This is a genomic window from Nonomuraea sp. NPDC050310 (genome assembly GCF_040655795.1).
GTDB lineage: Bacteria > Actinomycetota > Actinomycetes > Streptosporangiales > Streptosporangiaceae > Nonomuraea.
In genome coordinates this window covers 103,069-129,035 of the sequence record NZ_JBFAKP010000023.1, presented here as the reverse complement: position 1 = coordinate 129,035, position 25,967 = coordinate 103,069, and the positions used below count along the sequence as shown (strand labels likewise).

At 74.4% G+C, this 25,967-nt stretch carries 18 protein-coding genes; 7 read left to right on the top strand and 11 right to left on the bottom strand.

Annotation, left to right across the window (positions count from 1 at the left end; genetic code table 11):
* The first annotated feature begins 37 nt into the window (after positions 1–37).
* From AB0I67_RS36040 to AB0I67_RS36025, 4 genes are read left to right on the top strand one after another with little or no spacing between them, the layout of a single operon-like run.
* On the top strand, positions 38–2,941 hold the full coding sequence (locus tag AB0I67_RS36040; RefSeq protein WP_357933266.1) for an amino acid adenylation domain-containing protein: 2,904 nt from the start codon (positions 38–40) through the stop codon (positions 2,939–2,941).
* On the top strand, positions 2,938–3,174 hold the full coding sequence (locus AB0I67_RS36035; RefSeq protein WP_357933263.1) for an acyl carrier protein: 237 nt from the start codon (positions 2,938–2,940) through the stop codon (positions 3,172–3,174). Before AB0I67_RS36040 ends, AB0I67_RS36035 begins: the two co-directional genes overlap by 4 nt.
* Positions 3,171–4,451, top strand: a complete 1,281-nt coding sequence (locus AB0I67_RS36030) for a condensation domain-containing protein (protein ID WP_357933260.1) — start codon at positions 3,171–3,173, stop codon at positions 4,449–4,451. Before AB0I67_RS36035 ends, AB0I67_RS36030 begins: the two co-directional genes overlap by 4 nt.
* The gene (locus tag AB0I67_RS36025; RefSeq protein WP_357933257.1) at positions 4,448–6,244 is read left to right on the top strand and encodes a N,N-dimethylformamidase beta subunit family domain-containing protein; all 1,797 of its coding nucleotides are present in this window, start codon (positions 4,448–4,450) and stop codon (positions 6,242–6,244) included. The genes AB0I67_RS36030 and AB0I67_RS36025 overlap by 4 nt, the downstream gene beginning before the upstream one ends.
* Here AB0I67_RS36025 and AB0I67_RS36020 read toward each other — a convergent pair.
* From AB0I67_RS36020 to AB0I67_RS35995, 6 genes are read right to left on the bottom strand one after another with little or no spacing between them, the layout of a single operon-like run.
* The gene (locus tag AB0I67_RS36020) at positions 6,198–11,432 is read right to left on the bottom strand and encodes an amino acid adenylation domain-containing protein (protein ID WP_357933254.1); all 5,235 of its coding nucleotides are present in this window, start codon (positions 11,430–11,432) and stop codon (positions 6,198–6,200) included. The two genes, AB0I67_RS36025 and AB0I67_RS36020, sit on opposite strands and share 47 nt — an antisense overlap.
* On the bottom strand, positions 11,429–12,631 hold the full coding sequence (locus tag AB0I67_RS36015; RefSeq protein WP_357933251.1) for a 2-oxo acid dehydrogenase subunit E2: 1,203 nt from the start codon (positions 12,629–12,631) through the stop codon (positions 11,429–11,431). The genes AB0I67_RS36020 and AB0I67_RS36015 overlap by 4 nt, the downstream gene beginning before the upstream one ends.
* The gene (locus tag AB0I67_RS36010) at positions 12,624–13,598 is read right to left on the bottom strand and encodes a transketolase C-terminal domain-containing protein (RefSeq protein WP_357933248.1); all 975 of its coding nucleotides are present in this window, start codon (positions 13,596–13,598) and stop codon (positions 12,624–12,626) included. Before AB0I67_RS36010 ends, AB0I67_RS36015 begins: the two co-directional genes overlap by 8 nt.
* Positions 13,589–14,431 carry a thiamine pyrophosphate-dependent dehydrogenase E1 component subunit alpha gene (locus AB0I67_RS36005; RefSeq protein WP_357933245.1) on the bottom strand — a complete coding sequence of 281 codons (843 nt, stop codon included), beginning with the start codon at positions 14,429–14,431 and terminating at the stop codon, positions 13,589–13,591. The genes AB0I67_RS36010 and AB0I67_RS36005 overlap by 10 nt, the downstream gene beginning before the upstream one ends.
* Positions 14,421–15,833: a condensation domain-containing protein gene (locus tag AB0I67_RS36000; RefSeq protein ID WP_357933242.1), complete on the bottom strand. Its 1,413-nt coding sequence runs from the start codon at positions 15,831–15,833 to the stop codon at positions 14,421–14,423. Before AB0I67_RS36000 ends, AB0I67_RS36005 begins: the two co-directional genes overlap by 11 nt.
* A complete protein-coding gene (locus tag AB0I67_RS35995; RefSeq protein WP_357933239.1) occupies positions 15,830–17,452 on the bottom strand; it encodes a class I adenylate-forming enzyme family protein in 1,623 nt (540 codons plus the stop codon). The genes AB0I67_RS36000 and AB0I67_RS35995 overlap by 4 nt, the downstream gene beginning before the upstream one ends.
* Before the next feature lie 437 nt (positions 17,453–17,889).
* On the opposite strand from AB0I67_RS35995, the gene AB0I67_RS35990 reads away from it, so the two are divergent.
* On the top strand, positions 17,890–18,780 hold the full coding sequence (locus AB0I67_RS35990) for a methyltransferase domain-containing protein (RefSeq protein ID WP_357933237.1): 891 nt from the start codon (positions 17,890–17,892) through the stop codon (positions 18,778–18,780).
* A gap of 30 nt (positions 18,781–18,810) precedes the next feature.
* Here the strand turns inward: AB0I67_RS35990 and AB0I67_RS35985 are convergent, their stop codons facing one another.
* Entirely contained in the window at positions 18,811–19,278 is a 468-nt protein-coding gene (locus AB0I67_RS35985; RefSeq protein WP_357933234.1) for a GNAT family N-acetyltransferase, read from the bottom strand.
* A 10-nt stretch (positions 19,279–19,288) separates the two neighbouring features.
* Positions 19,289–19,870: a helix-turn-helix domain-containing protein gene (locus AB0I67_RS35980; RefSeq protein ID WP_357933231.1), complete on the bottom strand. Its 582-nt coding sequence runs from the start codon at positions 19,868–19,870 to the stop codon at positions 19,289–19,291.
* A gap of 58 nt (positions 19,871–19,928) precedes the next feature.
* Between AB0I67_RS35980 and AB0I67_RS35975 the strand changes: the two genes are divergently transcribed.
* The gene (locus AB0I67_RS35975) at positions 19,929–21,122 is read left to right on the top strand and encodes a family 1 glycosylhydrolase (RefSeq protein ID WP_357933229.1); all 1,194 of its coding nucleotides are present in this window, start codon (positions 19,929–19,931) and stop codon (positions 21,120–21,122) included.
* Here AB0I67_RS35975 and AB0I67_RS35970 read toward each other — a convergent pair.
* From AB0I67_RS35970 to AB0I67_RS35960, 3 genes are all read right to left on the bottom strand, one after another.
* Positions 21,106–21,777, bottom strand: a complete 672-nt coding sequence (locus AB0I67_RS35970) for an HNH endonuclease family protein (protein WP_357933226.1) — start codon at positions 21,775–21,777, stop codon at positions 21,106–21,108. The two genes, AB0I67_RS35975 and AB0I67_RS35970, sit on opposite strands and share 17 nt — an antisense overlap.
* Positions 21,778–21,921: 144 nt before the next feature.
* Positions 21,922–23,943 carry a glycosyl hydrolase family 18 protein gene (locus AB0I67_RS35965; protein WP_357933223.1) on the bottom strand — a complete coding sequence of 674 codons (2,022 nt, stop codon included), beginning with the start codon at positions 23,941–23,943 and terminating at the stop codon, positions 21,922–21,924.
* 98 nt (positions 23,944–24,041) lie between these two features.
* On the bottom strand, positions 24,042–24,677 hold the full coding sequence (locus AB0I67_RS35960) for a methyltransferase domain-containing protein (protein WP_357933220.1): 636 nt from the start codon (positions 24,675–24,677) through the stop codon (positions 24,042–24,044).
* 78 nt (positions 24,678–24,755) lie between these two features.
* On the opposite strand from AB0I67_RS35960, the gene AB0I67_RS35955 reads away from it, so the two are divergent.
* Positions 24,756–25,967 carry an acyltransferase gene (locus AB0I67_RS35955; protein WP_357933218.1) on the top strand — a complete coding sequence of 404 codons (1,212 nt, stop codon included), beginning with the start codon at positions 24,756–24,758 and terminating at the stop codon, positions 25,965–25,967.

The following is a 25,967-nucleotide window of genomic DNA, read 5'->3' as shown; positions in this document are numbered from 1 at the left end:
TAGGAAACTTTCTTAAAAGAAAGTCGAGAGGACGACAGTGCTCTCCTACGGGCAGGAACGTCTCTGGTTCCTCACCAAGCTCGACCCCGAAGACCCGTCCTACAACTGCTCCTACGCCTACCTCCTGCGCGGCCCGCTCGACGTGCCGCGGCTGGAACGGGCCTTCGCCCAGGTGGCGGCCCGGCACGAGGCGCTGCGGACCAGGTTCGAGGAGGTCGAGGGGCGGCCCCGGGCCGTCGTGGAAGCGCCGGGACCGGTGGCGTTCGAGCGGCTGCGAGCCGGCGACGACCAGGAGGCCCGCCGGATCGTCCGCGAGCGCACCAACGCCGCCTTCGACCTGGCCGCCGCCCCGCCGTTCCGGGTGACGCTGGTCGAGCTCGGCCCCGATGAGCACGTGCTCTGCGTCGTCCTGCACCACATCAACGGCGACGGCTGGTCGCTGACCGTGCTGGGCGAGGAGGTGGCGGCCTGCTACGCGGGCGCCCCGCCCACCGAGCCGGCGCCCAGGCCGGAGCGGCACGAGGAGGCCGACCTCGGCTGGTGGACGGCCAAGCTCGCCGGCGTCCCGGTCCTGGAACTGGCCACCGACCGTCCCCGGCCCGCCCGGCGCGGGACGCGCGGCGGGGTCGTGCGCTTCACCATCTCGCCGGAGCTGGCCGCCGAAGTGGGCGAGCGGGCGCGGCAGGCCCGCTGCACGCCGTTCATGGCCCTGCTCACCGCGTACCAGCGGCTGCTGGCCGCGCACAGCGGGCAGGACGACTTCTGCGTCGGCGTGCCGACGGCCGGGCGGTCGACGCCCGAGCTCGAACGGGCCATCGGCTACCTGTCGACCACCATGGTGCTCAGGTGCGACCTGTCCGGCGCGCCCACGCCCGAGGAGCTGCTCCGCCGTACCAGGAAGACGGTGCTGGAGGCCATGGCCAGGCCGGACGTCCCGGTCGACCGGCTGATCACCGCCCTGGGCGTCGAGCGCGACCTGAGCCGGACCCCGCTCTACCAGACCCTCTTCGCGCTGCACACGCAGGCCGAGGTCGCCGAGCCGGTGCCGGGACTGGCGGCCGAGCCGTACGAGCACGGGTGGCACCCGGCCCGCCACGACCTCACCCTCGACCTCTACCCGCAGGCCGACGGCGGGCTGCTGGGGGAGGCGATCTACAGCGAGGAGCTGTTCGACCGCGAGACGGTCGAGCGGATGGCCGAGCGCTACCTGTCGCTGCTGCGCACCGGCGAACCGCTGCCCGAGGCCGAGCGCGAGCGGCTGGCCGCCTGGAACGACACCGCCGCCGACCTGCCCGACGTGACCGTCGTCGACCTGGTGCTCCGCCAGGCCGAGGCCACCCCGGACGCCCGGGCGGTGGACCGGCTCAGCTACCGCGAGCTGGTCACCCGGGCCGGGGGAGTGGCCGCCGACCTGCGCCGGCGGGGCGTAGGCCCCGGCGACCTGGTGGCGGTACGGCTGCCGCGCGGCCCCGACATGGTCGTCGCGCTGCTCGGCGTGGCGATGGCCGGCGCGGCCTACCTGCCGGTGGACCCCGACTACCCCGAGGCCCGCGTCGCCTTCGTACTGGAGGACTCCGGCGCGCGGCTGGTCCTGACCGAGGTGAGCGCCGAACCGGCCGAGCCCGTGGTGACCCGCGCCGACACCGCCTACGTGCTCTACACCTCCGGCTCCACCGGCCGGCCCAAGGGCGTCGTCATCCCGCACCGCGCGCTGGTCAACTTCCTGCTCGCCATGCGCGACCTGCTCGGCGCCGGGCCCAAGGACGTGTGGCTGGCACTGACCTCGCTCTCCTTCGACATCTCCGGCCTGGAGCTCTACCTGCCGCTGATCACCGGCGGCCGGCTCGTCGTCGCCGAGGACGCCTGGGACGCCGGCGCGCTGGCCGCCCTGGTGCGGGCCGAGGGCGTCACGCACGTCCAGGCCACGCCGTCCGGCTGGCGGGTGCTGCTCACCGCGGACCTGCCCCGGGTGACCGGCCTGGTCGGCGGCGAACCCCTGCCCGTCCGGCTGGCCGCCGAACTGCGCGAGCGCACCTCCCGCCTGATCAACATGTACGGCCCCACCGAGACCACCATCTGGTCGAGTGCCTGGGAGGTCCCCGAGGCCCCCGAGCGCGTCTCGATCGGCCGCCCCCTGGCCAACACCACGCTGCACGTCGTCGGCCGGGACGGCACGCTGCTGCCCGAAGGCGTGCCCGGCGAGCTGCTCATCGGCGGCGCCGGCCTGGCCACCGGCTATCTGGGCCGCCCCGAGCTGACCGCCGAGCGCTTCGTCGAGTTCGGCGGCGAGCGGGTCTACCGCACCGGCGACCTGGTCCGCCGGCTGCCCGGCGGCGAGCTGGAGTTCCTCGGCCGCACCGACACCCAGGTGAAGCTGCGCGGCCACCGGATCGAGCTCGGCGAGATCGAGGCGGTGCTGGAGAGCGCCCCCGGCGTCCGGCAGGCGGTGGCCGCGGTGCGCGAGGAACTGCTGGTGGCCTACCTGGTCGGCGGCGACCCGGCCGAGGCCAGGGAGCACGCGGCGGCCCGGCTGCCCGGCTACATGGTCCCCGCGACGCTCATCCCGCTGGACAAGCTGCCGCTCACCCCGAACGGCAAGGTCGACCGCAACGCGCTGCCCAGGCCGCAGCCGGTCGCCGCCGGCTACCTCGCCCCGCGCGGCGACGCCGAGGCGCTGGTCGCCGAGGTCTACGCCGAGGTGCTGGAGCTGGAGAAGGTCGGCGCGCTGGACGACTTCTTCGCGCTGGGCGGCCACTCGTTGTCCGCGGTCCGGGTGATCGCCCGGCTGCGCGCGACGGTGGAGGTGGAGGTGCCCATCCGGGCGCTGTTCGCCGGACCCACGGTGGCCGAACTGGCCGCGGTGGTCGAGGACCTGCTGCTGGCCGAGCTCGGCGAGCTGTCGGACGAGGAGGCGGAGCGCCTCGCGAAGGAGCTGACATGATCAAGGAACGCCTGGCCGAGCTGGTCGCCGAGGTCTCCGACCACGCCGTCACCGCCGAGGAGGCGCTCAAGTCGGGGCTGCCGCTGACCGCGCTCGGGCTGACCTCGATCGGGCAGATGCGGCTGGTCGACGCGATCGAGGGCGAGTTCGGGGTCGAGGTGGACCTCACCGAGCAGGGCCTGGAGCTCCTGGACGACCTCGACCGCCTCGCCGCGTTCGTGTCCGCCCGATGATCGTCGAGTTCGCCGGCCCCGGTGCCGGCACCGCACCGCTGACCTGGGGACAGGCCGCGATCTGGGACGCCGTCCAGAAGACCGCCCCGGACGACCACTACTTCAACTTCGGGCGGATCGTCCGGATCCCGGCTACCGAGCCGGGCGTCGTCCTCGACGCGCTCGGTCGGCTCGTCGAGCGGCACGGCGCCTTCCGCACCCTCGTCCAGGACGGCGGCCAGCGGCAGCACGAGCGGGGCCGGTTACCGGTCCAGGCGCACGACGACCCCGACACCGCCCTGGCCGAGCTCACCGCCGCCCGCTTCGACTACGCCGCCGAGTGGCCGCTGCGCGCCTCGCTCGTCGTCCGGGACGGCCTGGTCCGCCAGGTCGTGCTCGCCTTCTGCCACCTGGCCGCCGACGGCCTGGGCGCCGAGGTCGCCGTGCGCGACCTGCGGCTGCTGGCCCTCGGCCGCGCCCCGCGCACCGCCGCCCCGCAGCAGCTCGACCTCGCCCGCTGGCAGGCCGGGCCGGAAGGCCGCCACGTCGCCGCCCGCGCCGCCGAGCACTGGGCGCAGGCGCACGAGCGCATGCCCACGACGATGTTCCCCACCCAGGTCGCCGCGCCGGACACCCCGCCCATCTGGCGGGCGCTGCTCCACTCGCCGGCGCTGGAGCTGGCCGTGCGCGCCCTGGCCGCCCGGCACGCCACCTCCACCTCGACCGTGCTGCTCAGCGCGGTCGCCAAGCTCGCCGGAACCGGCATCAGCGCGGTGCTGCCGATCGTCGCCAACCGCTTCCGCCGCGAGACGCTCGGCCTGGTCGGCACCCTGTCGCAGGAGGGCCTGCTGACCCTCGACACCGACCTGCCCTTCGCCGAGCTGCTGCGCCGGGCCGTGCCCGCCGCCATGCGCGCCTACCGCAGCGCCTTCCACGACCCGGCCGACCGCGCCCGCGTCGTCGCCGCCGAGAGCGCCCGCCGGGGCGAGCCGGTCCACCCGAACTGCTGCTTCAACGACCTGCGCTTCGCCGACCCCGGGCCCGCGCCGTGCGAGCCCGAGGAGCTGGAGCGCGCCCTGGACAAGACGACGCTGTCGTGGCCGATGAGCCAGGACAAGCTCAACTGCCGCTTCTGCGTGCACGTCACCCCGGAGGGCGTCTCGCTCACCGCCGACACCCGCTACCTGCCCAGGCCCGCCATCGAAGCCTGGCTGCGCGGCCTGGAGTCCACCCTCGTCGAGGCCGCCCTCGCCGAGGCTCCCACCGGGCCGGGCCTCAGCGAGGCGGGCCGCCGATGAGCGTCGAGGCCTGGGCCGCGGCCACCTCCTGCCCGCAGGGCGGCTCCCTGCGCTTCACCGTCTCCGAGCCGTGCCCGGTCACCGTCACCGACGTCGCCACCGGCCGGACCGTCCACGAAGGGCACGCCACGGCCCCCACCTGGACCCTCGACATCCCCGCCACCTGGCCCTCCTCGCTCTACCGCGCCCGCTTCGGCCCCCCGATCCCCTGGCCGTACGGCCTGCCCGGCGCCGCCCCGTGCCCCGACAACGAGGTGCACTTCGTGGTACGGCAAGCCGTCCCGAGCGCGCCGATCCTGGTCAGCGTGCCCTTCACCACCTGGCAGGCCTACAACCGCGCCGGCCACCCCGGCGAGGGCCTCTACTGGACCGAGGCGCCGGACCGCGCCCGCCGGGTGAGCTTCGACCGCCCCGGCGGCGGCCCGCCACCCGAACGCTGGGAGGAGGGGCTGATCCGCTGGCTCCGCCCCGCCGGCTACGACGTCGCCTACTGCGCCAACCTCGACCTCGACCACGGCCTCGACCTGCTCGAACAGCACCGGCTCCTGGTGGTCAACGGGCACGACGAGTACTGGTCGGCCGGGATGCGCGACGCCGTGGAGGAGTTCGTGCGCCGGGGCGGCAACCTGGCCGTCTTCTCGGGCAACACCGCGTGGTGGCAGATCCGCCTGGAGGACGGCGGCCGGACCATGGTCTGCCACCGCGACCCGCTGGAGGACCCCACCGCCGAGTGGAGCGCCGCCGACCGGCCCGAGAACGGCCTGACCGGCACCAGCTTCCGCGCCGGGGCCGGGACCTGGGGCCCGCACATGAAGCGCATGCTGGAGGAGTCCTACACCGTGCGCTTCGCCGGGCACTGGGCCTTCGAGGGCACCGGGCTGACCGACGGCGACAAGTTCGGCCAGGGCTGCCTCGGCTACGAGACCGACGCCGCGGAGTTCGAGGAGATCGACGGGGTGCCGCGGGTCACCGCGCGGGACGGCACACCGCCGTCCTTCGTCGTGCTCGCCACCGCCGACCTGCGCCACTGGGCCGCCTACGGGCAGGGCGGCATGGCCACCATGGGCGTCTTCACCAGCGGGCTGGGCACCGTCTTCAACGCCGCCACCGTCAACTGGGGCAACACGCTGCACGACCCGGTCGTCGAGCGGGTCACCCGCAACGTCCTGGACCGGCTGTCGGCGCCGCGCTCGCCGCGCTGGGAGGTGATCGGGCCGCCCGCCGAGCTGCAGGCCCTGGCGGTGCTGGGCCGTACCCTCTACGCGGCCGACCCGGGCGGCCGGCTGCTGGCCCGCGAGCTGTGCGGCCAGAACCTGCCCTGGCGGCCGGTCCGCCGGACGTCGCCCCTGCTCGCCCTGGCCGTCCCCCGCGAGGCCGCGGGCGGCGTCGCGGTCGGCCTCCACGCCCTCACCGCCGACTCCCGCCTGCTCGCCCTCGGCACGGCCTCCCAGGCCCGGGAGCTGGACCTCGGCCCCGCCCCCGCGGGAGCCGTGGCCCTGGCGATCGCCGACTGCACCTTCTACGTCGCCACCACCGCCGGGCGCCTGTGGTCGCGCCCGTTCGGCCGGGACGGCTGGCAGGACGCGGGCCCCTCGAACGGGGCCCGCTGCCTGGCCGGGCTGAACGGTCGGCTGTTCGCCACCGGCGAGGACGGCGAGCTGGCCACCCTGCTCCCCGGCGCGCTGTGGGAGCCGCTGGGGGTGCGAGCGCCCGGCGCGGTCTTCACGGCCGCCGCCGGGCGCCTGATCAGCGGCGGAGCGGCAGCACCTTTGCGATGGCGGCCCGTTCGCTGATCTGCTGGGCCCCGATGAGGTCGTCGGGTGGCGAGTCCGGCACCTCGGTGTCGAAGCGCGCCAGCACCCGCACGCGCAGCGCCACCCCGACCACCACCGTGATCGCCAGGGCCAGCAGCAGGTACATCAGCCCGATGCCGCGCCCCGGCCCGGTCCCGATCACCGCGCCGACCGTCCCGGCCAGCGCGCCGCCGGGCGCCAGCAGCGGCTCCACCAGTGCGGTGCCGTAGGGCGCGACCAGCCCGAACCCGATCGGCAACGTGGACCACGCGACCATGGTGTTCAGCGCGAACACCCGCCCGTGGAAGCGCCTGGGCACCTTGACCTGCACGATCGTCGCGTAGATGCCGTTGACCGTGGTCAGCGCGAACGACAGCCCGAACGCGCCGATCGCGACCACCCACAGCTCGGCCCGCAGCCCGGTGACCAGCGCCGCCGCGGCCAGCCCGAGCGTGGCCAGCAGCACCCCGCGCAGCCGCAGCCGCCTGGGCCCGCCCCAGATCGTCAGCACGAGTCCGCCGGCGAAGGCCCCGATGCCGCCGGCGAAGGCCACCCGGCCCACGTCCTGGAGCGTCGCGAAGCCCAGCACCAGCGGCGTGATCAGCACGAACAGCGGCGACAGGAAGACGTTCAGCGCCGCGAACCACAACACCATCGCGCGCAGCCCCCGGTTGCCCCAGGTGAACCGCCAGCCCCCGGCGATCTCGGCGAGCAGCGACTCGCGCCGCCGGGCGGCCATGGTGCGCGGGAAGCGCACCAGCAGCAGCGTGCCGATGGCGACGGTGTAGGAGACGACCTCGATGGTGAGGATGCCGTCCAGCCCGATGACCGCGATCAGCCCGACCGCGATGAGCGGCACGATGAGCTGCGAGGTGCCGGTGACGAGCTGCACGATGCCGTTGGCGTGCCCGAGGTAGCGCTTGGGCACGAGCTGCGGCACCGCCGACTGGTAGGCCAGCCGCTGGAAGGTCAGCGCCACCGACAACAGCGCCAGCAGCGGGTAGACGTGCCAGATCTGCAGCCGGTCGGTCCACAGCAACAATGCCAGCGCGAGCTGGGTGCCGCCCGCCGCCGTGCTGCCGGCCAGCATGACCTTGCGCCGGTCGAACCGGTCGACGATCGCCCCGGCCAGCGGCGCGACCAGCGTGCCCGGCACCAGCGCGAGCACCGAGAAGAGCGCGAAGCTGACCAGGGATCCGGTCGTGGTGTAGATCCAGATCGGGATGGCGAACTCGGTCAGCGCCCCGCCCACGATCGAGACGAGCTGCCCCGCGGCCACCGCCGAGAAGCGCCGCATGCTCGGCTCAGGCCCGGTGTCGACCTCGCCCTCGGACACGTCGTGCAGCCACCACGTCGAGCCCTCGGTCCTGCGCAGCTCGCCGCTGCCGAAGGCGTGGTGCGTGCGGGTGAGGATCCCCGACAGCTCGGCCGCGCGGTACTTCAGGTAGTAGTGCCCCGCCTCGTCCAGCACCACGAGCGCGGTGGTGCCGGTGATGCGGTGCCACTCGCGGAAGCGCTCCTGGTAGAACTCGGTGGCCGGGTCGCGCTCGCCGACGACCGAGATCACCGGCGCGCGCAGCGGCTCGGGCTCCTCCTCGAACAGGCGGGTGAAGTACTCCTCGGCCTCCTTGGTGCCGCGCCGCTGGTTCTCGATGAGCAGTTGCAGCTCCTCGCGGCCCAGCCCGTCGGTGTCCAGCCCGGCCGCGCGCAGCCCGTTGGCCCAGTGCCGGTCGCCCTGCAGCTTCTCGATCGCCTCGGTGATCCGCCGCAGGCCCTTGCGCGGCCGGGCGAAGGGGAAGACGCCGCCGAGGTAGACCGCGTCCACCTCGCGCCCGGCCGCCTCCAGCCGCCGGGCGATCTCCACGGTGAGCATGACGCCCAGCCCGCAGTGCCCGTACAACGCCAGCGGTCCCTCCACCTCGGCCAGGATCTCCGCCGCGCAGCGCTCGGCGATCTCCGCGACCGGCGTGGCCTGCTCGTGCGCGCCCAGCTCGTGGCCGGGCACGGTGACCGTGTAGACGGCCTGGCCGGGCGGCATCGCGTCGGCCAGCGGCTGGTAGATCGCCGCACTGCCCCCGCTGTACGGCACGCAGACCACGCTGGCCTGCGCCCGCTGCGCGGGGGTGAGCCGGTGGACCAGCCGGTCGGAGGCCTCCGTGTCGGCCAGCGCCGCCAGCCCGCGCACGGTCGGGTTCTGGAACAGGTCGAGGATGCTGACCGGCCGGGGCAGCCTTCGCCGCAGCCGGGCGATCACCTGCGCGGCCAGCAGCGAGTGCCCGCCCAGGTCGAAGAAGTCGTCGAGAGCGCCCACCCGGCCGAGGCCGAGCACCTCGCCCCAGACCTCGGCGACCGCCTCCTCCAGCGGCCCGTCCGGCGGCTCGTACCCCGCCTCCTGCTCGGGCCGCTCCTGCTCGGGCTCGGGCAGGGCCGCCCGGTCCACCTTGCCGTGCGATTTCAGCGGCAGCTCCGGCAGCCACACGTAGTGCGTGGGCACCATGTAGTCCGGCAACGTCCGCCCGAGCGCCGCGCGCAGCTCGCTCACGCTCAGCCGCTCGCCGACCAGGTAGGCCACCAGCCGCTCGCCCCGCAGCTCGGCCACGGCCTGGTCCACCTGCGCCAGCGCGGTCAGCGCGGCCTCGATCTCGCCCAGCTCCACGCGGTGCCCGCGGACCTTGACCTGCAGGTCGCGCCGGCCCAGGAAGCACAGTTCGCCGCCGGGCAGCCAGCGGCCCAGGTCGCCGGTGCGGTACAGGCGCTCGCCCTCGTGCTCGACGAAGCGTTCCGCGGTCAGCTCGGGCCGGCCCAGGTAGCCGCGCGCCAGCCGGTCGCCGCCGAGGTAGATCTCGCCGACCGCGCCCACCGGCACCGGCCGCCGCCGCTCGTCCAGCACCAGCACCCGGGCGCCCGGCAGCGGCCGGCCGATCGGCAGCGCGGGCTCGGTCTCGGCGCCGGTCACCTCGTGCGTGGTGATGCCCACCGTCGCCTCGGTCGGCCCGTAGTGGTTCACGACCCGGGTCCGGCGGGCCAGCTCCGCCGCCCACGCCGAGCGCGAGGCCTCGCCGCCGAGGATGAGCAGCTTGCGCGGCAGCGGTTGCGCCGGGTCGGCCGCCAGCAGCGAGGCCAGGTGTGAGGGGGTCAGCTTCAGGTAGTCGGTCTCCGGCAGCTCCTGCGTCTGCGGGTCCAGCAGCCGCAGCGTGCCGCCGGTCAGCAGCGACAGGTAGAACACGGTGATGCCGAAGTCGAAGGCGAGCGACTGCATCAGCGTGAAGTCCGAGCCGGGCTCGATCTCGAACCGCTCGCGCACCCCGGCCAGGTAGGTGAGGATCTGCCGGTGCTGGACCGCCACGCCCTTCGGCCGGCCGGTCGTGCCCGAGGTGTAGATCACGTAGGCGAGGTGCTCGGGCGTGGTGCCCGGATCGGCCAGCTCGCCCTCGGCCCGGGCGGTCACCGGGATCGCGCCCGGCACGTCGGCGCGGTCGGTCACGACGGCGACCGCGCCGCAGTCGCCGAGCAGGTAGTCCAGCCGCTCGCGCGGGGCCTTCGGGTCGAGCGGCACGTACGCGCCGCCCGCCTTGAGCACGCCCAGCAGCGCCACGGCCACCTCGGCCGACTGCTCCAGCAGCACGCCGACCCGCACGTCCGGCCCGACGCCTCGGTGCTGGAGCGCCACGGCCAGCTCGGTGGCGCGCCGGTCCAGCTCGCTGTAGCTGAGCGAGACGCCGTCGCAGGTCACCGCGATCCCGTCGCCGGTGCCGAGCACCTCGTGCAGCAGCCTGGCCGGCAGCGGCCGCACCGGCTCGCCGGTGGCGAAGGACTCCAGCAGCTCCAGCTCGCCCGGCGCCAGCAGCGACAGGTCCGACAGCCGCGCCCCGGGGTCGGCGGCGATCGAGCGCAGCAGCGTCTCGAACCGCCGGGCCAGCCGCTCCGCGCTCGCCTCGGTGAACAGGTCGGTGCTGTAGGTCAGCGTCCCGGTCAGCTCCCCGCCGGTCTCGAACAGGTACAGGCACACGTCCGAGCGCGCGCTCGTCTCGGCCACCGCCAGCGGCTCGACCGCCGGGTCGCTGTGCTGGGCGAAGTTCTGCAGCGCGAACACCGCCTGGCACAGCGGCGAGCGGCTCACGTCGCGCGGCACGTTCAGCTCGGTGACCAGCCGGTCGAACGGCACGTCCTGGTGGGCGTAGGCGTCCAGGCACGACTCGCGCACCCGGTGCAGGTACTCCTCGAAGGTCGGGTCGCCGCTCAGGTCGGCCCGCATGACCAGGGTGTTCACGAACATGCCGACCAGGCCGTCCAGCTCCGGCAGGCCGCGCCCGGCCACCGGCGTGCCGACCGCGAGGTCCTCTTGCCCGGCCAGCTTGCCGAGCAGCACCTGGAAGGCGGCCAGCGTCGTCATGTACGGCGTCGCCTGCGCCCGGGCGCCCAGCTCGGCCAGCTTGCTCACCGTCTCGGCCGGGACCCGCACCGGGGTGCCCGCGCCCACGTCCCGGCGCACCGGCGGGCGCGGCAGGTCCGTCGGCAGCTCCAGCGGCGCCAGCCCGTCCAGCCGCGCCCGCCAGTAGCCGATCTCGCGGCTGTAGTCGCGGCCCGCCTCCCACAGGGCGTAGTCGCCGTAGCCGATCGGCAGCGGCTCCAGCACCTGGCCGTCGTGCAGCGCCAGCAGGTCGCGCAGCACGATCTCGGCCGACCAGCCGTCCACCACGATGTGGTGCGACTTCAGCAGCAGCACGTGGTCGTCGGGCGCCAGCCGTACCAGCAGGACCCGCAGGAGCAGGTCCGCGGCCAGGTCGAACGGCACGGCGAGCTCGGCGTGGACCAGGTCCATCGCCTCCTCCAGGCCGTCCGCCTCGCACACCGTCAGCGCCGGGTGCCCGGGGTCGTGCAGCACCAGCCCGGGGCGGCCTTCCTCGTCGGCGCGGAAGCCCATCCGCAGCGCCTCGTGCCGGGCCAGCAGCCGGGTCAGCGCGCCCCGCAGCTCGTGCTCGTCGACCGGGCGGCGCACCCGGACCACCGACGGCACCACGAACGCGGTCGAGCCCGGCTCGTACTGGTCCAGGAACCACAACCGCTCCTGCGCGTGCGCGAGCGGCGGCAGGACGCCGGCCGGGCGCGGCTCGATCGTGCGGGCCGCGCGGCGGCGTAACCGCTGGGCCAGCAGCGCCCGCTTGGCTTCGGTGAGCGTCTCCGTCACGGGGTCGTGACCTCCTGCTTGAGCGCGGTCAGGAACCGGGCGGCGTCGCGCCCGTTGATCAGCCGGTGGTCGTAGGCCAGGCCGACGTCGGCGACCGTCCTGCCGCCCTCCTCGCGGGGCGCGGTGAGCGCCAGCGCGCACACCTGGCCGGGGAAGACGAACGGCACGGCCAGGACGACGTCCGGCTCGGTGTGCAGGGTGAGCGTGATCGTCGCGCCGGCCAGGTCGGCCTCGGCGAACCGGCCGGTGCCGGCCGCCACCCGGTAGCGCATCATCGTGGTGGCCAGCTCCTTCCACGACAGGCCCGCCGGATCGTGCACCACCGGGACGAACAGCCCCTCGCCCAGGTCGAAGGTCACCCCCACGTGCGGCGTCTCGGCCAGCCAGGCGCGGTCCCCGTCGAGGGTGGCGTAGCAGAGCGGGAAGCGCTCGTGCAGCCGGGCGAGGGCGGCGACGGTCAGCTCGGCCAGCCCGATCGGCCGCCGCACGCTCCTGGTCAGCTCCTCGGCCCGGACCAGCGCCTCGCCGACGTCGAAGCGCATCACCGTGTAGGCGGCCGGGATGCTCTGGTGGGACACCGTCACCGCCCTGGCCACCGCCCGCTGCACCCGCGACAACTCGACCGCGCCACCCCTCCCCGCCTCCGGGAGAGTGGCCGCGCCCCCCAGAGCTCTCTCCGGTGGAGAGGCCGCGCCACCCAGGTCCCTCTCCGGGGGCCAGGTCCCGCCACCCGGGGTCCCTTCCGGCGCCGCGTCGGTGGGAAGGGGTACGGCGGAGCCCGGCGCCTGGTCGCGGCGGGCCACGACAGCCTCCACCTCACCCCGCCGGACAAGCGGAACCCCGAGCGCAGCCACCTCAGCCTCGGTCACCCCGAGCTCGGCCATGAGCCGGCGCGCGGGTTCGGTGATCACCGGCCCAGCCGAACCGGCACCCGCCAGAGGAACAGCCGGACCAGGCGTGGAAGCCCCCGGCAGCGTGACACGGGCCAGCACCGCCCCCGGCGCGCACCAGGTCCCCGCCGGCACGAGGTGAGCCAGCACCCCGTCCGCCACCGCCTCCAGGTCCGAGGCGGCCTTGGAGGTCTCGACCACCGCCACCGCCTCCCCGGCCCGGACCGGCGCACCGTCGCCGACCAGCCACTCCACCAGGAGGTACTCGCTGTCGTTGTTGTTGAGCTTGGGCAGGACCACATCACCCACGAAGGGCCTCCAGCACGGCATGACGGATGGTGGACTCGCTCAGCAGCACCGCGCTCTCCAGCCGGGCCGCGGTGGGGATGACCCCGGCGCGCGAGTGCGCCAGCGTGACCGGCCGCCGCAACCGCCCCCACAGCTCCGCGTGCAGCAGGTGCGCCACCTCGCTGCCCCAGGTCCCGCCGGGACTGCTCTCCTCGGCCACGACCACCGCCGGGCCGAGATGCGGCAGCAGCGCCCCGACGTCGAGCGGGAACAGCCGGGAGGGCACGAGCAGCCGCCCGGAGATCTCCTCCTGCAGCAGCAGCCCGCGCAGCGCGGCCAGCGCCCGGTGGGCCACCCCGCCCGGCGCGATGATCACCACGTCCGGCCGGTCGTCCACGTCGACGACGGCCAGCCCGTCCTCGACGCGCAGCCGGAACACCTCGTCCACCTGGTGCATCTGCCGGGTGTAGAGGACCTTGTCCTCGAACAGGATGCCCGGCTCCCCGCGCTCCAGCATGCCGGTGAGCACGGCGGCGTTGTCGTGGAAGGGCGACAGCTCGTAGAGCGCCAGGCCGGGCATGCCGATGAAGTGCTTCTGCAGGCTCTGGCTGTGCGTGGGGCCGTAGCCGCGCCCGCCGCCCATCGGGCAGCGCACGATCATGCGCAGCGGCAGCCGCCTGCCGTACATGGAGACGGACTTGCCGGCGAAGTTGCAGAGCTGGTCGAAGGCGAGGGTGACGAAGTCGCCGAACATGATCTCGACGATCGCGGTGTCCCCGGCCAGGGCCAGCCCGCCGGCCACGCCGGTGATCGCGCCCTCGCTGATCGGGGTGCTGAGCACTCGCTCGGGAAAGCGGGTGGACAGGCCGCGGGTGGCCTTGAAGGCGCCGCCGTACGGGTCGGCGATGTCCTCGCCCAGCAGGTAGGCCCGCGGGTCCTGGGCCAGCAGGCCGTGCAGGGCCAGGTTGAGGTTCTCCACTACACGCATGGCCGCGCGGCCACCTCCTCCCGGATCGCCCGGATGCGCGCCCGCGCCGCCAGGTCGGCCTCGCCGCCCTCGAAGGGCGGGTACCAGTCGTGCTTGCGGGCCAGTTCGAGGGTCTCGGCGTCGCGGGTGTCGTCGCCCTTGCTGTGCGGGCCGAGCCGGTGGGTCACGAACTCGGCCACCAGCGGCCGGCCGGCGCGCACGTGCTCCAGCCGAGGCGTGAGCTCCTCGCGGATCTCGCCGAGGTCGGCCGAGGCGGTGAGCCAGTGGTCCAGGCCGAAGGCGGCGGCCCGCCCGGCGATGCTCCCGGCCATCTGGCGGTCGGTCGGGGTGGACTGGGCGATGCCGTTGTTCTCGACCACGACCAGCAGCGGCAGCTCCCACAGCGCCGCCAGGTTGAGCGCCTCGTAGACGGCGCCCTCGCCCCAGGTGCCGTCGCCGATGTAGGCCAGGGCCAGCCGGCCGCTGCCGCGCAGGTGCAGCGCGACCCCGGCAGCGACCGGCAGGCTCTGCCCCTGGACGCCCGTGGACAGGTAGTGCTCGCGATACAGGTGCTGGCTGCCGCCGACGCCCCCGCAGACGGCGCCCTCGCGTCCCATGATCTCCGCCAGCAGCCCCTCGAAGTCGCGGTACCTCGCCAGGTAGTGGCCGTGGCCGCGGTGGTTGCTGAACACGTGGTCGTCCTCGCGCAGCAGCGGCCCGAGGGCGACCGGCACGTACTCCTGCCCCAGGCAGGTGTGCGTGGTCCCGTTGAGCTCGCCCCGGTCGAACAGCTCCAGCAGGGCGAGCTCGAAGTGCCGGATGAGCAGGAGCAGCTCCAGGTCGTCAGTCCGCACGGGAGATCGTCCCCATGACGCCGGCGATGGTCGGGTTGTCGAAGAAGTCGTCCAGCTCGACCTTCAGGCCGAGCCTGCGCTCCATCCTGGCGATGATCTGGGTGATGGTCAGCGAGTGGCCGCCCAGGTCGAACAGGTCGTCGTCGTCCAGGACGGGTGACAGGCCGAGCACCTCCTCCCAGATCTGCCGGACCTGCTCGGTCAGCTCCGATCCGGCAGGCGCGGGGGCCGCCGCCGGTGCGGCGGAGGCGGCGACCCCGGAGGTGACGGTGCCGACGGTGTCGACGGTGTCGACGGTGTCGAAGGCGACCAGGTCGCCCAGCAGCACGCCGGGCTCGCCGACCACCCGCTCCAGCAGGCCGGACAGGTCCGCGGCCAGTCGCGGACCGTCCACCTCGGGCAGGTGCCGCAGGCTGACCCGCACCCCACCGGGCCCGTCCACGCACTGCAGGTGCACCGCGCCACGCACGGCGTGGTTGAACACCGCCCAGTCCACCTCCGCCTCGACGCCCTCGAACACCGGATCCGGCTCGGAGCGGCCGCGGAAGCTCACCGACACCGGCGTCAGCGCCGCGTGCGGGCGAAGGTGCGGTACGGCTGCCGCCAGCGGCACCGCACGGAAGCGGTAGACCTCCCGCAGCCGGTCGTGCAGCTCCCGGCCGAACTCCGCGAAGCTCTGGCCGGGCCCGGGGACGGAGGCGACCGGCAGCTCGCTCACGAACGTCCCGATCTCGCCGCTCGTCTCGGGCGTGCGGGTGGACAGGTCGATCGCGGTGACCACCTCGGCGTTGCCGTACCCGCGCAGGAGCACGTGCAGCCCGGCGAGCAGCACCTCGAACCGCGACAGGCCCGGCACGTCCGGCGCGACGGTGAACTCGACGACCCGCGCCGGCCCCGCGTGCCGCGCCTTGAGCGGCACGCCCGCCACCATCGTCTCGCCGGGCTCGCGCCAGTGCTCGGCCCAGTAGGCGGCGGCCTGCGAGACCAGCAGCTCCTCGCGGTAGCGGCCGGCCAGCTCGCGCAGCAGGATCTCCTTGGAGAAGCCGTCGAACACCAGGTGGTGCGCGACGAACAGCAGCGCGTCCCGGTAGAGGGTGAACCGCGCCAGCGGGCCCCGCTCCAGGTCGAACGGCCGACGGACCGCCCCCTCGTCGAGCTCGGCGTCCACCTGCTCGACCAGCGGCGGCGCGCCCGGCGTCAGCACCAGGCGCTCGCCCTCCTCGCGGATCGCCGCCGACAGGGCGGGATGCCGGCGGGCCACCGCCGCGCAGGCGCGTAGCAGGGCCGGGGCGTCGAGGCCGGCGGAGAAGCGCACGACGAGCGGTACGTGGTAGGCGGACCCGGCCTCGGTCAGCTGTTCGGTGACCCACATCCCGCGCTGGGCCGGCGAAGCCTCGATCATTTGAACGCTCCCATGAGTTGACGCTTGTCGACCTTGCCGCCCCGGTTGCGGGGCAGCGCGTCGACGGTGTGCACCTGGGCGGGCACCTCGTGCGGCGCCAGCCGGTCGCGGAGGAAGAGCCGCAGCTCCTCGGCGGACAGCGGGGCGCGGGTGACGATCACCGCGGTCAGCGCCCGGCCCAGCACCGGGTGCGGCACCCCGAGCACCGCCGCCTCGGCGACCGCCGGATGCGCGTAGACGGCCTCCTCGACCCGCAGCGTGGAGACCTTGAACGCGCCCGACTTGACCACGTCGCTCTCCCGGTCGACCAGGTAGAGGTAGCCCTCCTCGTCCAGGTAGCCCAGGTCGCCCATGCGCACCCAGCCGTCGCGGAAGACGTCGCTGGCCGGGTCGCCGTAGTAGGCGCGCGGGGCGGCGGGGGAGCGCATCCACACCTCGCCGGTCTCGCCCGGCGGCAGCGGCGTGCCGTCCTGGCCGCAGATCCGCACGCTCCCGCCGGCCACGGCCCGGCCCACGCTGCCCGGCCGGTCGGGATCGACCATCATGATCGTCTGAGCGGGGGCGGCCTCGGTCGAGGTGTAGTAGTTGGTGATCGCCGCCTTCGGGAAGGCGGTCGCGAGCCGCTGGGCCACCGGGCCGGGCAGCGGCGCGGCGGCCGAGCCGAGCAGCAGCACGCTGGACAGGTCGTGCCGCTCGTGCGCGCCGGCGTTGAGCAGTTCGATCGCCATGGCGGGCACCAGGAAGACGGTGCCGGCGCGGTAGCTCTCGATCAGCGCGGCGAACCGGCCCGGCGTGAAGTGCGGCAGCGTGACCACCGCCGGGGCGGCGTCGATCGCGGTCAGCAGCATGGTCTGGGCGGCGTTCGTGCCGATCGGGAAGGCGTGGACCAGGTGCTTGGAGTGCGCGAACGGCCGCCGCCGCCCGCCGAGCCCGTAGGCGAGGTTGGCGTGCGTGGCCAGCACGCCCTTGGGGCGGCCGGTCGTGCCGGAGGTGTAGAGGATCTGCGCCGGATCTTGAGGCCGTACGGCAGGCAGCCCGCCCGCCCCTGCCCTCGCCGGGTCCGGGCTCGGCCCGCCCGGTCCGGCTGCTGCCTCGCCCGCCCCCGTGGGCGGTCCGGTCATGACCTCGCCGAGCCCCCACTGTCGTCCGGCCCAGCCGGTCGCGGCGCCCGTGTCCTTCGACGGGGTGGGTTCGGTGCCGTGCACCAGGCAGGTCGCGGTGCAGTCGGCCAGGACGCGGGCCCGGTCCTGGGCGGTGGCCCGGTCCGACAGCGGCACCGCCACCGCGCCCGCCTGCAGGACACCGCAGAAGGCGACCGCGTAGTCGGTCCACTCGGCGGCCGGGAACAGCAGCCCCACCCGGTCCCCGCGCCGCACCCCCCGGGCGGCGAGCCCGGCGGCCACCCGCGCCGCCCCGTCGGCCCACGCGCCGAAGGTGAGCTCGGCCGCCACCCGCCCCCGCTCGGAGGACCCGGACGGTTGACCGGCCGCCTCGGCGTACCCGGCTGGACGGCCGGACGCCTCGGGGGAGCTGCGGCCGGCCGCCTGGACGATGAGCGCGACCCGGTCCGGCTCGCTGCGCGCGCGGGCGGCGAGTAACTCGGGAATGGTCGGAAACACCCGGAGAACCCCCGATCGTTTCGTGGGCCAGGCAAGAACAGACAGGAAACTTTCCTATTTATTTCGGCTTCAGTGTTACATGATCACGAAGTCGCCCGCAACCCTTCCGGCGCAAGCCGCACCCCTGGATGCGGCCCGTCTCGCCCCTCCCGTGACGGCTGGGGCATCATGTCCGAAATATCCCCTGCTCTGGCTTGGCGAAGAAGGTTCGGCCGGCGACTCCTTCACCGAGCGCTACATCGCGGCCGTCGGCGCCCACCGCGTCCACGACCGCGACCTGTCCGCCTGACCGTCCCATCGCCCTTCCCCGCCCCCCACCGGCCCGCCCCGCCGTACCGGACCACCTTCCAGGTACGGCGGAGCGAGAGGACGGTGCACGGCCTTCCGCTGCTGGAAATGGTTGGCGGCCCGGTGGCCCGGCTGAGTAGCCTCGCGCGATGACCTACGAGCATCCCCTGGCCTACCTCCTGGCCATGGAGGGCCTGGCCCTGCTGCGCGCCTTCACCGGTGAGCACGCGGACGGCGAGGGGCGGCGGTTCACCGAGGAGCGGCTGGCCGAGATCCGCCGCCTGCTGGACGACGAGCGGCTGGCCGGGCCAGGCGTGGAGGTGGAGCGGGTCGACCCCGGCACCGGCTACCGGATCTGGTCGGCCGGCTACGACGGCCCGAACGCCGCCTTCGCCGCCGACACCCCGGCGGTGGCCGCGATCCTCGACAAGATCCCCCCAGGCGACGCCCTGGACGCCGCCTGTGGGACCGGCCGGGTGGCCGCCGCGCTGGCCGGGCGCGGGCACCGGGTGATCGGAGTGGACGGCTCGCCGGACATGCTGGCCCTGGCCCGCGACCGGGTGCCCGGCGTGGAGTTCCGGCTGGGCGACCTCACCGCGCTGCCCCTGCCCGACGGCTCGGTCGACCTGGTGACCTGCTCGCTGGCGCTGACCCACCTGCCCGCGCTGGGGCCGCCGCTGGCCGAGTTCGCCCGGGTGCTGCGGCCGGGCGGGCATGTGGTGATCTCGGACATGCACCCCGAGAGCCTGGCCCGCGGCTTCGTCCCCACGATCCGGGACGCCGTGGGACGGCCGGGGCGGATCGCCAGCCACCGGCACCCGCTCGGCGACTACCTGCGCGCCGCGCTCGCCGCCGGGCTGCAGTTGCGGGCCTGCGAGGAGCCTCGGGTCGCCAAGGAGGGCCCGCCGCTGACCGTGGCGGAGGTGCTGGAGAAGTGGGAGGTGTGGCCGTGGGCCCTGGCCGCCCTGGTCCCCGAGGCGACCCGAGTGGCCGACGCGAACGTGCCCTCCATCGTCGTCTGGCACTTCCAGGCCCCCTGACCGCCCCCGCCGAGGCGACCGGTCCGGAAGCTAGGCCAGGGCGAGGCGGCCGACCGTCTCGCCCTCGCTCTGCTCCCCGGTCGGCTCGAAGCCGAGCTTGAGGTAGAAGGCCTCGGGCCCGTCGTCGCCGGGGTGCCAGGTGACGAACATCTCCCGCCCGCCCCGCGCACGGACCTCCGCGGCCACCGACTCCACGGCGAAACGGCCGTAACCCCGGCCCTGGACGGCGGCGTCGATGTTCAGCCGCCACAGGCCCGAGCGGATGTCGCCCTCGCCCCTGCCGGTCCAGTCGATGTCGAGGAAGGCCATCAGGAAGCCGACCGGCCGCTCGCCGTCCAGGATCAGCCGCGGCCAGGCCTTGTCGCCGTGCACGTACGCCTCGGCCAGCGACTTCACCACCGGGGCCACGAGCCGCTCCTGGGCGGGGTGCACCTGGACGGCCAGCGCGGCGTCGAGGTTGGCCGGGGTCACCGGTTCGAGTCGAAGGGAGGAGGTCATGGGCTCCACCCTAGTGACCCCGGCCGGGGAGGTCGTCGCCGCAGGAGGAGGTGGTGGGGGAGTCGGTGAGGTGGGTGAGGAGGGTGGCGAGGCGGTTGAGGTCGGCGGCCATGTCGATGCCGGGCTCCAGCAGCCACTGCACCTGGAGCCCGTCGGTGGCGGCCAGCAGGATGCGCGCGGCCCAGTCGGCGTCGCTCTCCGGGACGCCGTCGCGCACGAGCTTGCCGGCCACCCGCCGCCGGTAGCGGGCGTAGCGTTCGGTGAAGTAGCCGTGCGCGGGGTGGCTGGGCTCGGCGGCCGCGGCGGCGACGTCCATGAACAGCTTGACCAGCCCCGGCGTGGCCGCGTTCCGGGCCAGGGTCTCGGCGGGATCGCCCCCGGCGGCGGCCTCGTCGCGGGCCTCCAGGACGGCGGTGAGCAGCGCCTCGCGGCTGCCGAAGTGGTGCAGCACGCCCGCGTCGGTCATCCCGACCCGCTGGGCGATCTCGCGCACCGACACCTTCCGGCTGCCCGCCTCGGCGTAGACGGCCAGGGCGGCGTCGAGGATCTGCCGCCGCTTGGCGGAGCTCTTGGCGTAGGGACCTCGGACCATGGGGGCAGCCTACCCAAAACCTTGAGTTGCTAGGTTTTTGGGGCTACGGTCAGGCCTCATGCCGAACGCTTTCCCCCTGCCCGAAGGCTTCCTGTGGGGCGCCTCCACCGCCGCCCACCAGACCGAGGGCGGCAACACCAACAGCGACTGGTGGGCGCTGGAGCACGGCGCCCTGGGCGAGTACGTCAAGGAGCCCAGCGGCGACGCCTGCGACAGCTACCACCGCTGGCGCGAGGACATGGACCTGCTGGCCGGGCTCGGCTTCACCGACTACCGCTTCAGCGTCGAGTGGGCCCGGATCGAGCCGGCGCCGGGCGAGTTCTCCCGCGCGGCGATCGCGCACTACCGCCGCATGGTGGACGGCGCGCTGGAGCGCGGGCTGCGGCCGATGGTGACGTTGCACCACTTCACCTGCCCGCTGTGGTTCAGCCGGCGGGGCGGCTGGGCGGCGGCCGACTCGGGGGAGCTGTTCGCCCGCTACGTCGAGGCCGCCGCGCCGATCTTCGCCGCCGGGGTGGACCACGTGTGCACGATCAACGAGCCCAACATGGTCGCGATCATGGCCGGAATCCGCGAGTCCGGCTTCGACCTGCCCGCCGCCGGGCTGCCCGAGCCGGACGCCCGCACCGCCGAGGCGCTGGTCCGGGCGCACGGGCTCGCGGTCTCCGCCGTCCGCGCCCTGGCGCCCGGCGTACGGGCCGGCTGGTCGGTGGCCAGCCAGGTCTACCAGGCGCTTCCCGGCGCCGAGGAGGTCACCGCCGCCTACCGCCGCCCGCGCGAGGACGTCTACCTGGAGGCGGCGCGCGGCGACGACTGGCTCGGCGTGCAGTCCTACACCCGCACCCGCGTCGGCCCCGACGGCCCGCTGCCCGCGCCGGAGATGGCCGAGCGCACGCTGACCGGCTGGGAGTTCTACCCCGAAGCCCTGGGCCACGCGGTACGGCACGCCGCCGCCACCGCCCCCGGCGTGCCGATCATCGTGACCGAGAACGGCATCGCGACCGCCGACGACGAGCGCCGCCTCGCCTACACCACCGGGGCGCTGGCCGCGTTGCGCGAGGCGATGGCCGACGGCGTGGACGTGCGCGGCTACTTCCACTGGAGCGCGCTGGACAATTACGAGTGGGGCAGCTACGGGCCGACCTTCGGGCTGATCGCGGTCGACCGGGCCACCTTCGCCCGCACCCCGAAGCCGTCCGCCGCCTGGCTCGGGGCGGCGGGCCGTACCAGAGAAGTCACCGGCAGGTCCTGAGCATGTTGCGCAGCGCGACCCGCTCGCTGCGGGTGACGAACAGCCGGTAGTGGTGCTTGACGGTGATCCACGAGGTCGCGTAGCGGCACCAGTAGGCCCGGCGCGGCGGCCGCCAGCTCTGCGGGCCCTGGCCGCCCTTGGCGATGTTCATCGAGTGGCTGACGGTGACGAGCTCGGGGCGGGTGAGGTCGTTGGCGAAGGCGCGGCGCTTGGCCTGGCTCCACCGGCGGGCCCCCGAGCGCCAGGCGTAGGCGAGCGGCACCACGTGGTCGACGTCGAGCAGCCGCTCGCTCCTGAACCACTTGCCCTCGTAGGGGCTGTACCAGCGGCCGCGGATCGCCCGGCACTTGCGGTCGCGCCGTACGCCGCGGCCGTCGCGGGCCAGCACCATCTCGCGGGCGTCGCAGGCGCCCTTGTGGTGCGCCCAGCGGGGCTGGAAACGCCGGTGGCTGTAGCCGCGGATGGACAGCGGGCGGGCCACCTTGAGCTGGCCCAGCATCCGCCGGGCCCGGGCGGTCGAGGCGTCGGTCCCTGTGTCGGTCTGCGAGCGTTCGCGGGGGTCGGCCGAGGCGGGGGCGGCGGTGAGGGTGAGGGCGACCGGCACGGACAGCAGGGCCAGGGCGGCGGAGCGGACCGCCCGTCTCAACGGGATCATGCCGCACCCGTACCCATGATCGAGCGCGCCTAGCGGAAGACTCGGCGCGCGAAAGGGTGAGGCAAGAGTGCCTCCGGGGGCCCTTGAAGCACGGGCCCCCGGAAGCCGGACGATCAGCAGCCGAAGCCGCCGGAAACCCGAGGGTCAGCCGAGGGTGTTGAGGTAGGCCCGGTGGTTGCGGGAGAACTCGAAGGAGTTGTACCGGTCCCAGTTGATCGACCAGGTCATCAGCCCGCGCAGGTTCGGGTAGACCCCGCGCGGCTTGTAGCTGCCGCAGTTGCTGCCCTTGGCCAGGCAGTCGAAGGCCTTCTGCACCTCGGCGACGGTGGTGAAGCCGTTGCCGGCCCAGGGGGCGGCGGGCAGGCCGATGGCGACCTGGTTCTGCCGCAGCGGCGGGAAGACGTTGTTCGCGTCGCCCCGGATCGGGAAGCCGGCCAGCAGCATGTCGGTCATCGCGACGTGGAAGTCGTGCCCGCCCATGGTGTGGTACTGGTTGTCCAGCCCCATGATCGGCCCGGAGTTGTAGTCCTGGACGTGCAGCAGGGTCAGGTCGTTGCGCATGGCGTGGATGACCGGCAGGTAGGAGGCCGAGCGGGCGTCCGCGCCGCCGGTGCCGGGGCCGTAGAACTGGTAGCCGAGCTGGACGAAGAAGGTCTCGGGCGCCATGGTGAGCACGAACCGCGAGCCGTACTTCGCCTTGAGGGTCTTCAGCGCCGAGATGAGGTTGACGATCACCGGGGTGGTCGGGGCGGCGAGGTTGGTGTCGCCCTGGTTGAGGTAGAGCGAGTGGCCCTCGAAGTCGATGTCGAGCCCGTCCAGGCCGTACCGGTCGATGATCGCCGACACCGAGCTGACGAAGGCGTCGCGGGCGGCGGTGGTGGTGAGCTGCACCTGGCCGTTCTGGCCGCCGATGGAGATGAGCACCTTCTTGCCGGCCGCCTGCTTGGCGCGGATGGCGGCGATGAAGTCGGCCTCGGGCTCGACGTTCGGGCACTCGGCGGCCGGGCACTGGCGGAAGCGGATGTCGCCGGAGGTGACCGAGGTGGGCTCGCCGAAGGCGAGGTTGATCACGTCCCACTCGGCGGGCACGTCGGCCATCCGCGTGTAGCCGGAGCCGTTGGCGAAGGAGGCGTGCAGGTAGCCGACGAGCACCCGGTTGGGCAGGCCGTCGCCGGGCGGGACCTCCGGCACGACCGCGGTGACGGTGGCGGAGGCCGCGCCCTCGACGCCGGAGGTGTGGAAGGCGCGCACGTGGTAGCGCTTGCTGCCCGGTCCGGGGGTGTCGAGGTGCGTGGTCGCGGAGACCGTGGCGATCTTGACGTTGTCCCGGTAGACGGTGTAGCCGGTGGCGGTGGGCGCGGCGGTCCAGCGCAACGTCACGCTCGGGCCGTTGACGGTCGCGCTCAGCCCGGTGGGCGCGGGCGGGGGCGGCGGCACGTCGTTGCCGACGGTGACCGGGACCGCCGCCGACAGCGGCGACTCACCGGCCGCGTTGACCGCGCTGACCTGGTAGGAGTAGCTGCCCGGGCTGGGGTTCTCGGCGTAGGTGGTGCCGGTGGCCGTGCCGACCTTCGAGCCGTTGCGGTAGACGTTGTAGCCGGTGGCCCCGGCCGAGGCGGTCCACGACAGGGTGGCGGTGGTGACCGTGCCGCTGCCGGTCAGGCCGGTCGGCGCGGCCGGCGGCTGGCCCTGGCCGGGCGGGCCGTCCAGCACCAGGTCGTCGGCCTGGTAGGCGCCCTGGCCGTACCAGCCGTTGACGTGCACGGTGACGCTCGTGGTGCTCGCGCCGGCGGTGAAGCTGGTGCTGAGCTGCGTCCAGGTGGTCCCGGGCGAGCCCCAGGTGGAGGCGTTGACGCCGGTGCCGCTCGCGCCGAGGAAGACGTAGGAGCCGCGTACCCAGGCGGTCAGGGTGTAGGCCTTGCCCGGCTGGACGGTGACCGTCTGCTGGCAGCGGGCCACGTCGCTGCCGGCGGGGGTGGCCTGCAGGGCCTTGCTCCCGCCGTGCACCGGGCTGCTGACCGCCTGGCCGGCCGGGCAGGTCCAGCCGGTGAGGCCGTCCTCGAAGCCGGGGTTGGCGAGGATGTTGGCGGCGTGGGCGGCGGGCGCGGCCAGGACCGTCCCGCCCAGGACGAGGGCGGCCAAGGCCGCCAGCTTCCGCAATCTCATGGGGGCCTCGCGTGGGGGGTGTTTCTTTTAGGAAAGTTTCCTAAGAGTTGCGGTGATCGTAACCGCGGGTCCCGCCCCCAGCAAGGCCCAAAACCGCCCTACTCCGGCCGCTCCGCCCGCACGTAGCCGAGCAGGACCGGCAGGTCGCCCGAGTCCACCGGGCGCAGCCCGGCCTGCTCGATCAGCCCGCCGAGCTCGTCGCGGACGCCGTGCCGCAGCGCGGGGAAGAACGTGGCGGCCACCCGGCCCGGCAGCCGTCCCGCCGGGGGCCGGGCCTCGGCGATCAGCAGCCGCCCGCCCGGCCGCAGCACCCGGGCCATCTCGCGCAGGGCCGTCGCGCGCTCGCCCTCCGGGATGTGGTGCACGGCCAGCGTGGAGACCACGACGTCGAAGGCGGCGTCCGGCAGCCCGAGCGACTGGCCCCCGGCCACGCGGTAGTCGCAGTTGCGCGGGGCGCGCTCGCGAGCGTAGCCGATCATCGCCTCGGACGGGTCCACGCCGGTCACCCGGCCGGACGGGCCCGCCACCGGGGCCAGGAGCCGGGTGAGGTAGCCGGTGCCGCACCCGACGTCCAGCACGCTCGCGCCGGGCCGTACCCCCGACAGCGCGGCCAGCCGGGTGAAGATCTCACGCCGCCGGCCCAGGAAGCCGAGCGCGGAGAACACCTCGTAGGCGCGCGGCCGGTCGATCGTGTGGTCACCGTCGTGAGCGTGGCGCCGGTGTTCGGTCTTCATGGTGGTGCTCCTCCCGTTTCCCCGCCTTCCACGGTGCCATACCGGGCCGCGGCGTGATCCTTGGATACGTTGGGGCACATGCCTGCCATGCCGACCCCGCCGACCTCGCTCCGCCCGGACTCCGCCGCGGCGCGGCTCGCCTGGCTCGACGCGCTGCGTGGCCTGGGCGCGCTGGCCGTCGTCGCCGAGCACCTGCTCACCTGGGCGATGCCCGCGCTGCGGCCCACCTGGTTCAACATCGGCATGTACGGCGTGCTGGTCTTCTTCCTGGTCAGCGGCTACATCATCCCGGTCTCGCTGGAGCGCCGCGGCGACCTGCGGGCGTTCTGGATCGGCCGGCTCTTCCGGCTGTACCCGCTCTACCTGCTGGTCATCGTGATCGCGCTGGCGTTGTCGTGGTGGATCCCGATCCGCCGGGAGGTGCCGGCCGACGCCTCGGCGCTCGCCTCGCACGCCACCATGCTGCTCGACGCGGTCGGCGCGGGCGGGGTGGTCAACACGATGTGGACGCTCTCCTACGAGATGGTCTTCTACCTCATGGCCGGCGCGTTGTTCGCCGCCGGGCTGCACCGCGGCCGTGGCCTGCTGGCCGCCGGGTTCGCCGCGGCGGCGGTGCTGGCCGGGATCCTGCTGGCCGCCTCGCCCTGGACCGGGCCGTGGCCGGCGTGGGTGTCGCTGGCCGGGTTCGCGCTCGGCCTGGCCGGCATGCTGTCCGGGCGGCTGCGCACCGCCTCGGCGATCGGGCTCGGCCTGATGGCCCTGGCGCTGCTGGTGCTGAGCAGCCGAGTGCCGTGGTTCGGGCTCGCGGTGGTGGCGGTGCTGTTCGCCGGGACCGCGATCCAGCGCTGGGAGCGCGGCGAGGGCTCGCTCTGGCCGCTCGTCCCGGCCGGGGTGCTGGTCGCCCTGGCGCCGGTGTGGGCGATCGACGCCGGCTGGTGGTGGGTGCAGCCGGGCGTGTGGATCACCACGATCGTGCTGGCCGCCGCCACCTTCGCCGGGGCCATGGCGTTGCGCGGGCGGCGCGTGCCGTACGCGCTGACCTGGCTCGGGACGGTCAGCTACTCGCTCTACCTGCTGCACCTGCCGCTGCTCACCGTGCTGTTGCGGCCGGTGGGCGACCTGCGCTGGGCGCACCCGGCCGTGCAGGCCGGCTTCGCGCTGGCCTTCCTGGTGGTGCTGCTGCCGGTGGCGGGCCTGTGCCACCGCTACGTCGAGGAGCCGATGCAGCGGCTCGGCCGGCGGCTGGCCGCGCCGCGCGCGCAGGCCGGAAGCCTGGCCCGCTCCGGCTAG

Coding starts and splice junctions, on each gene's coding strand:
- AB0I67_RS36035 (WP_357933263.1), top strand. CDS start 2,938: ATGATCAAGGAACGCCTGGCCGAGCTGGTCGCCGAGGTCTCCGACCAC.
- AB0I67_RS36030 (WP_357933260.1), top strand. CDS start 3,171: ATGATCGTCGAGTTCGCCGGCCCCGGTGCCGGCACCGCACCGCTGACC.
- AB0I67_RS36025 (WP_357933257.1), top strand. CDS start 4,448: ATGAGCGTCGAGGCCTGGGCCGCGGCCACCTCCTGCCCGCAGGGCGGC.
- AB0I67_RS36010 (WP_357933248.1), bottom strand. CDS start 13,598: ATGCGTGTAGTGGAGAACCTCAACCTGGCCCTGCACGGCCTGCTGGCC.
- AB0I67_RS36000 (WP_357933242.1), bottom strand. CDS start 15,833: ATGATCGAGGCTTCGCCGGCCCAGCGCGGGATGTGGGTCACCGAACAG.
- AB0I67_RS35990 (WP_357933237.1), top strand. CDS start 17,890: ATGACCTACGAGCATCCCCTGGCCTACCTCCTGGCCATGGAGGGCCTG.
- AB0I67_RS35985 (WP_357933234.1), bottom strand. CDS start 19,278: ATGACCTCCTCCCTTCGACTCGAACCGGTGACCCCGGCCAACCTCGAC.
- AB0I67_RS35980 (WP_357933231.1), bottom strand. CDS start 19,870: ATGGTCCGAGGTCCCTACGCCAAGAGCTCCGCCAAGCGGCGGCAGATC.
- AB0I67_RS35975 (WP_357933229.1), top strand. CDS start 19,929: ATGCCGAACGCTTTCCCCCTGCCCGAAGGCTTCCTGTGGGGCGCCTCC.
- AB0I67_RS35970 (WP_357933226.1), bottom strand. CDS start 21,777: ATGATCCCGTTGAGACGGGCGGTCCGCTCCGCCGCCCTGGCCCTGCTG.
- AB0I67_RS35965 (WP_357933223.1), bottom strand. CDS start 23,943: ATGAGATTGCGGAAGCTGGCGGCCTTGGCCGCCCTCGTCCTGGGCGGG.
- AB0I67_RS35960 (WP_357933220.1), bottom strand. CDS start 24,677: ATGAAGACCGAACACCGGCGCCACGCTCACGACGGTGACCACACGATC.
- AB0I67_RS35955 (WP_357933218.1), top strand. CDS start 24,756: ATGCCTGCCATGCCGACCCCGCCGACCTCGCTCCGCCCGGACTCCGCC.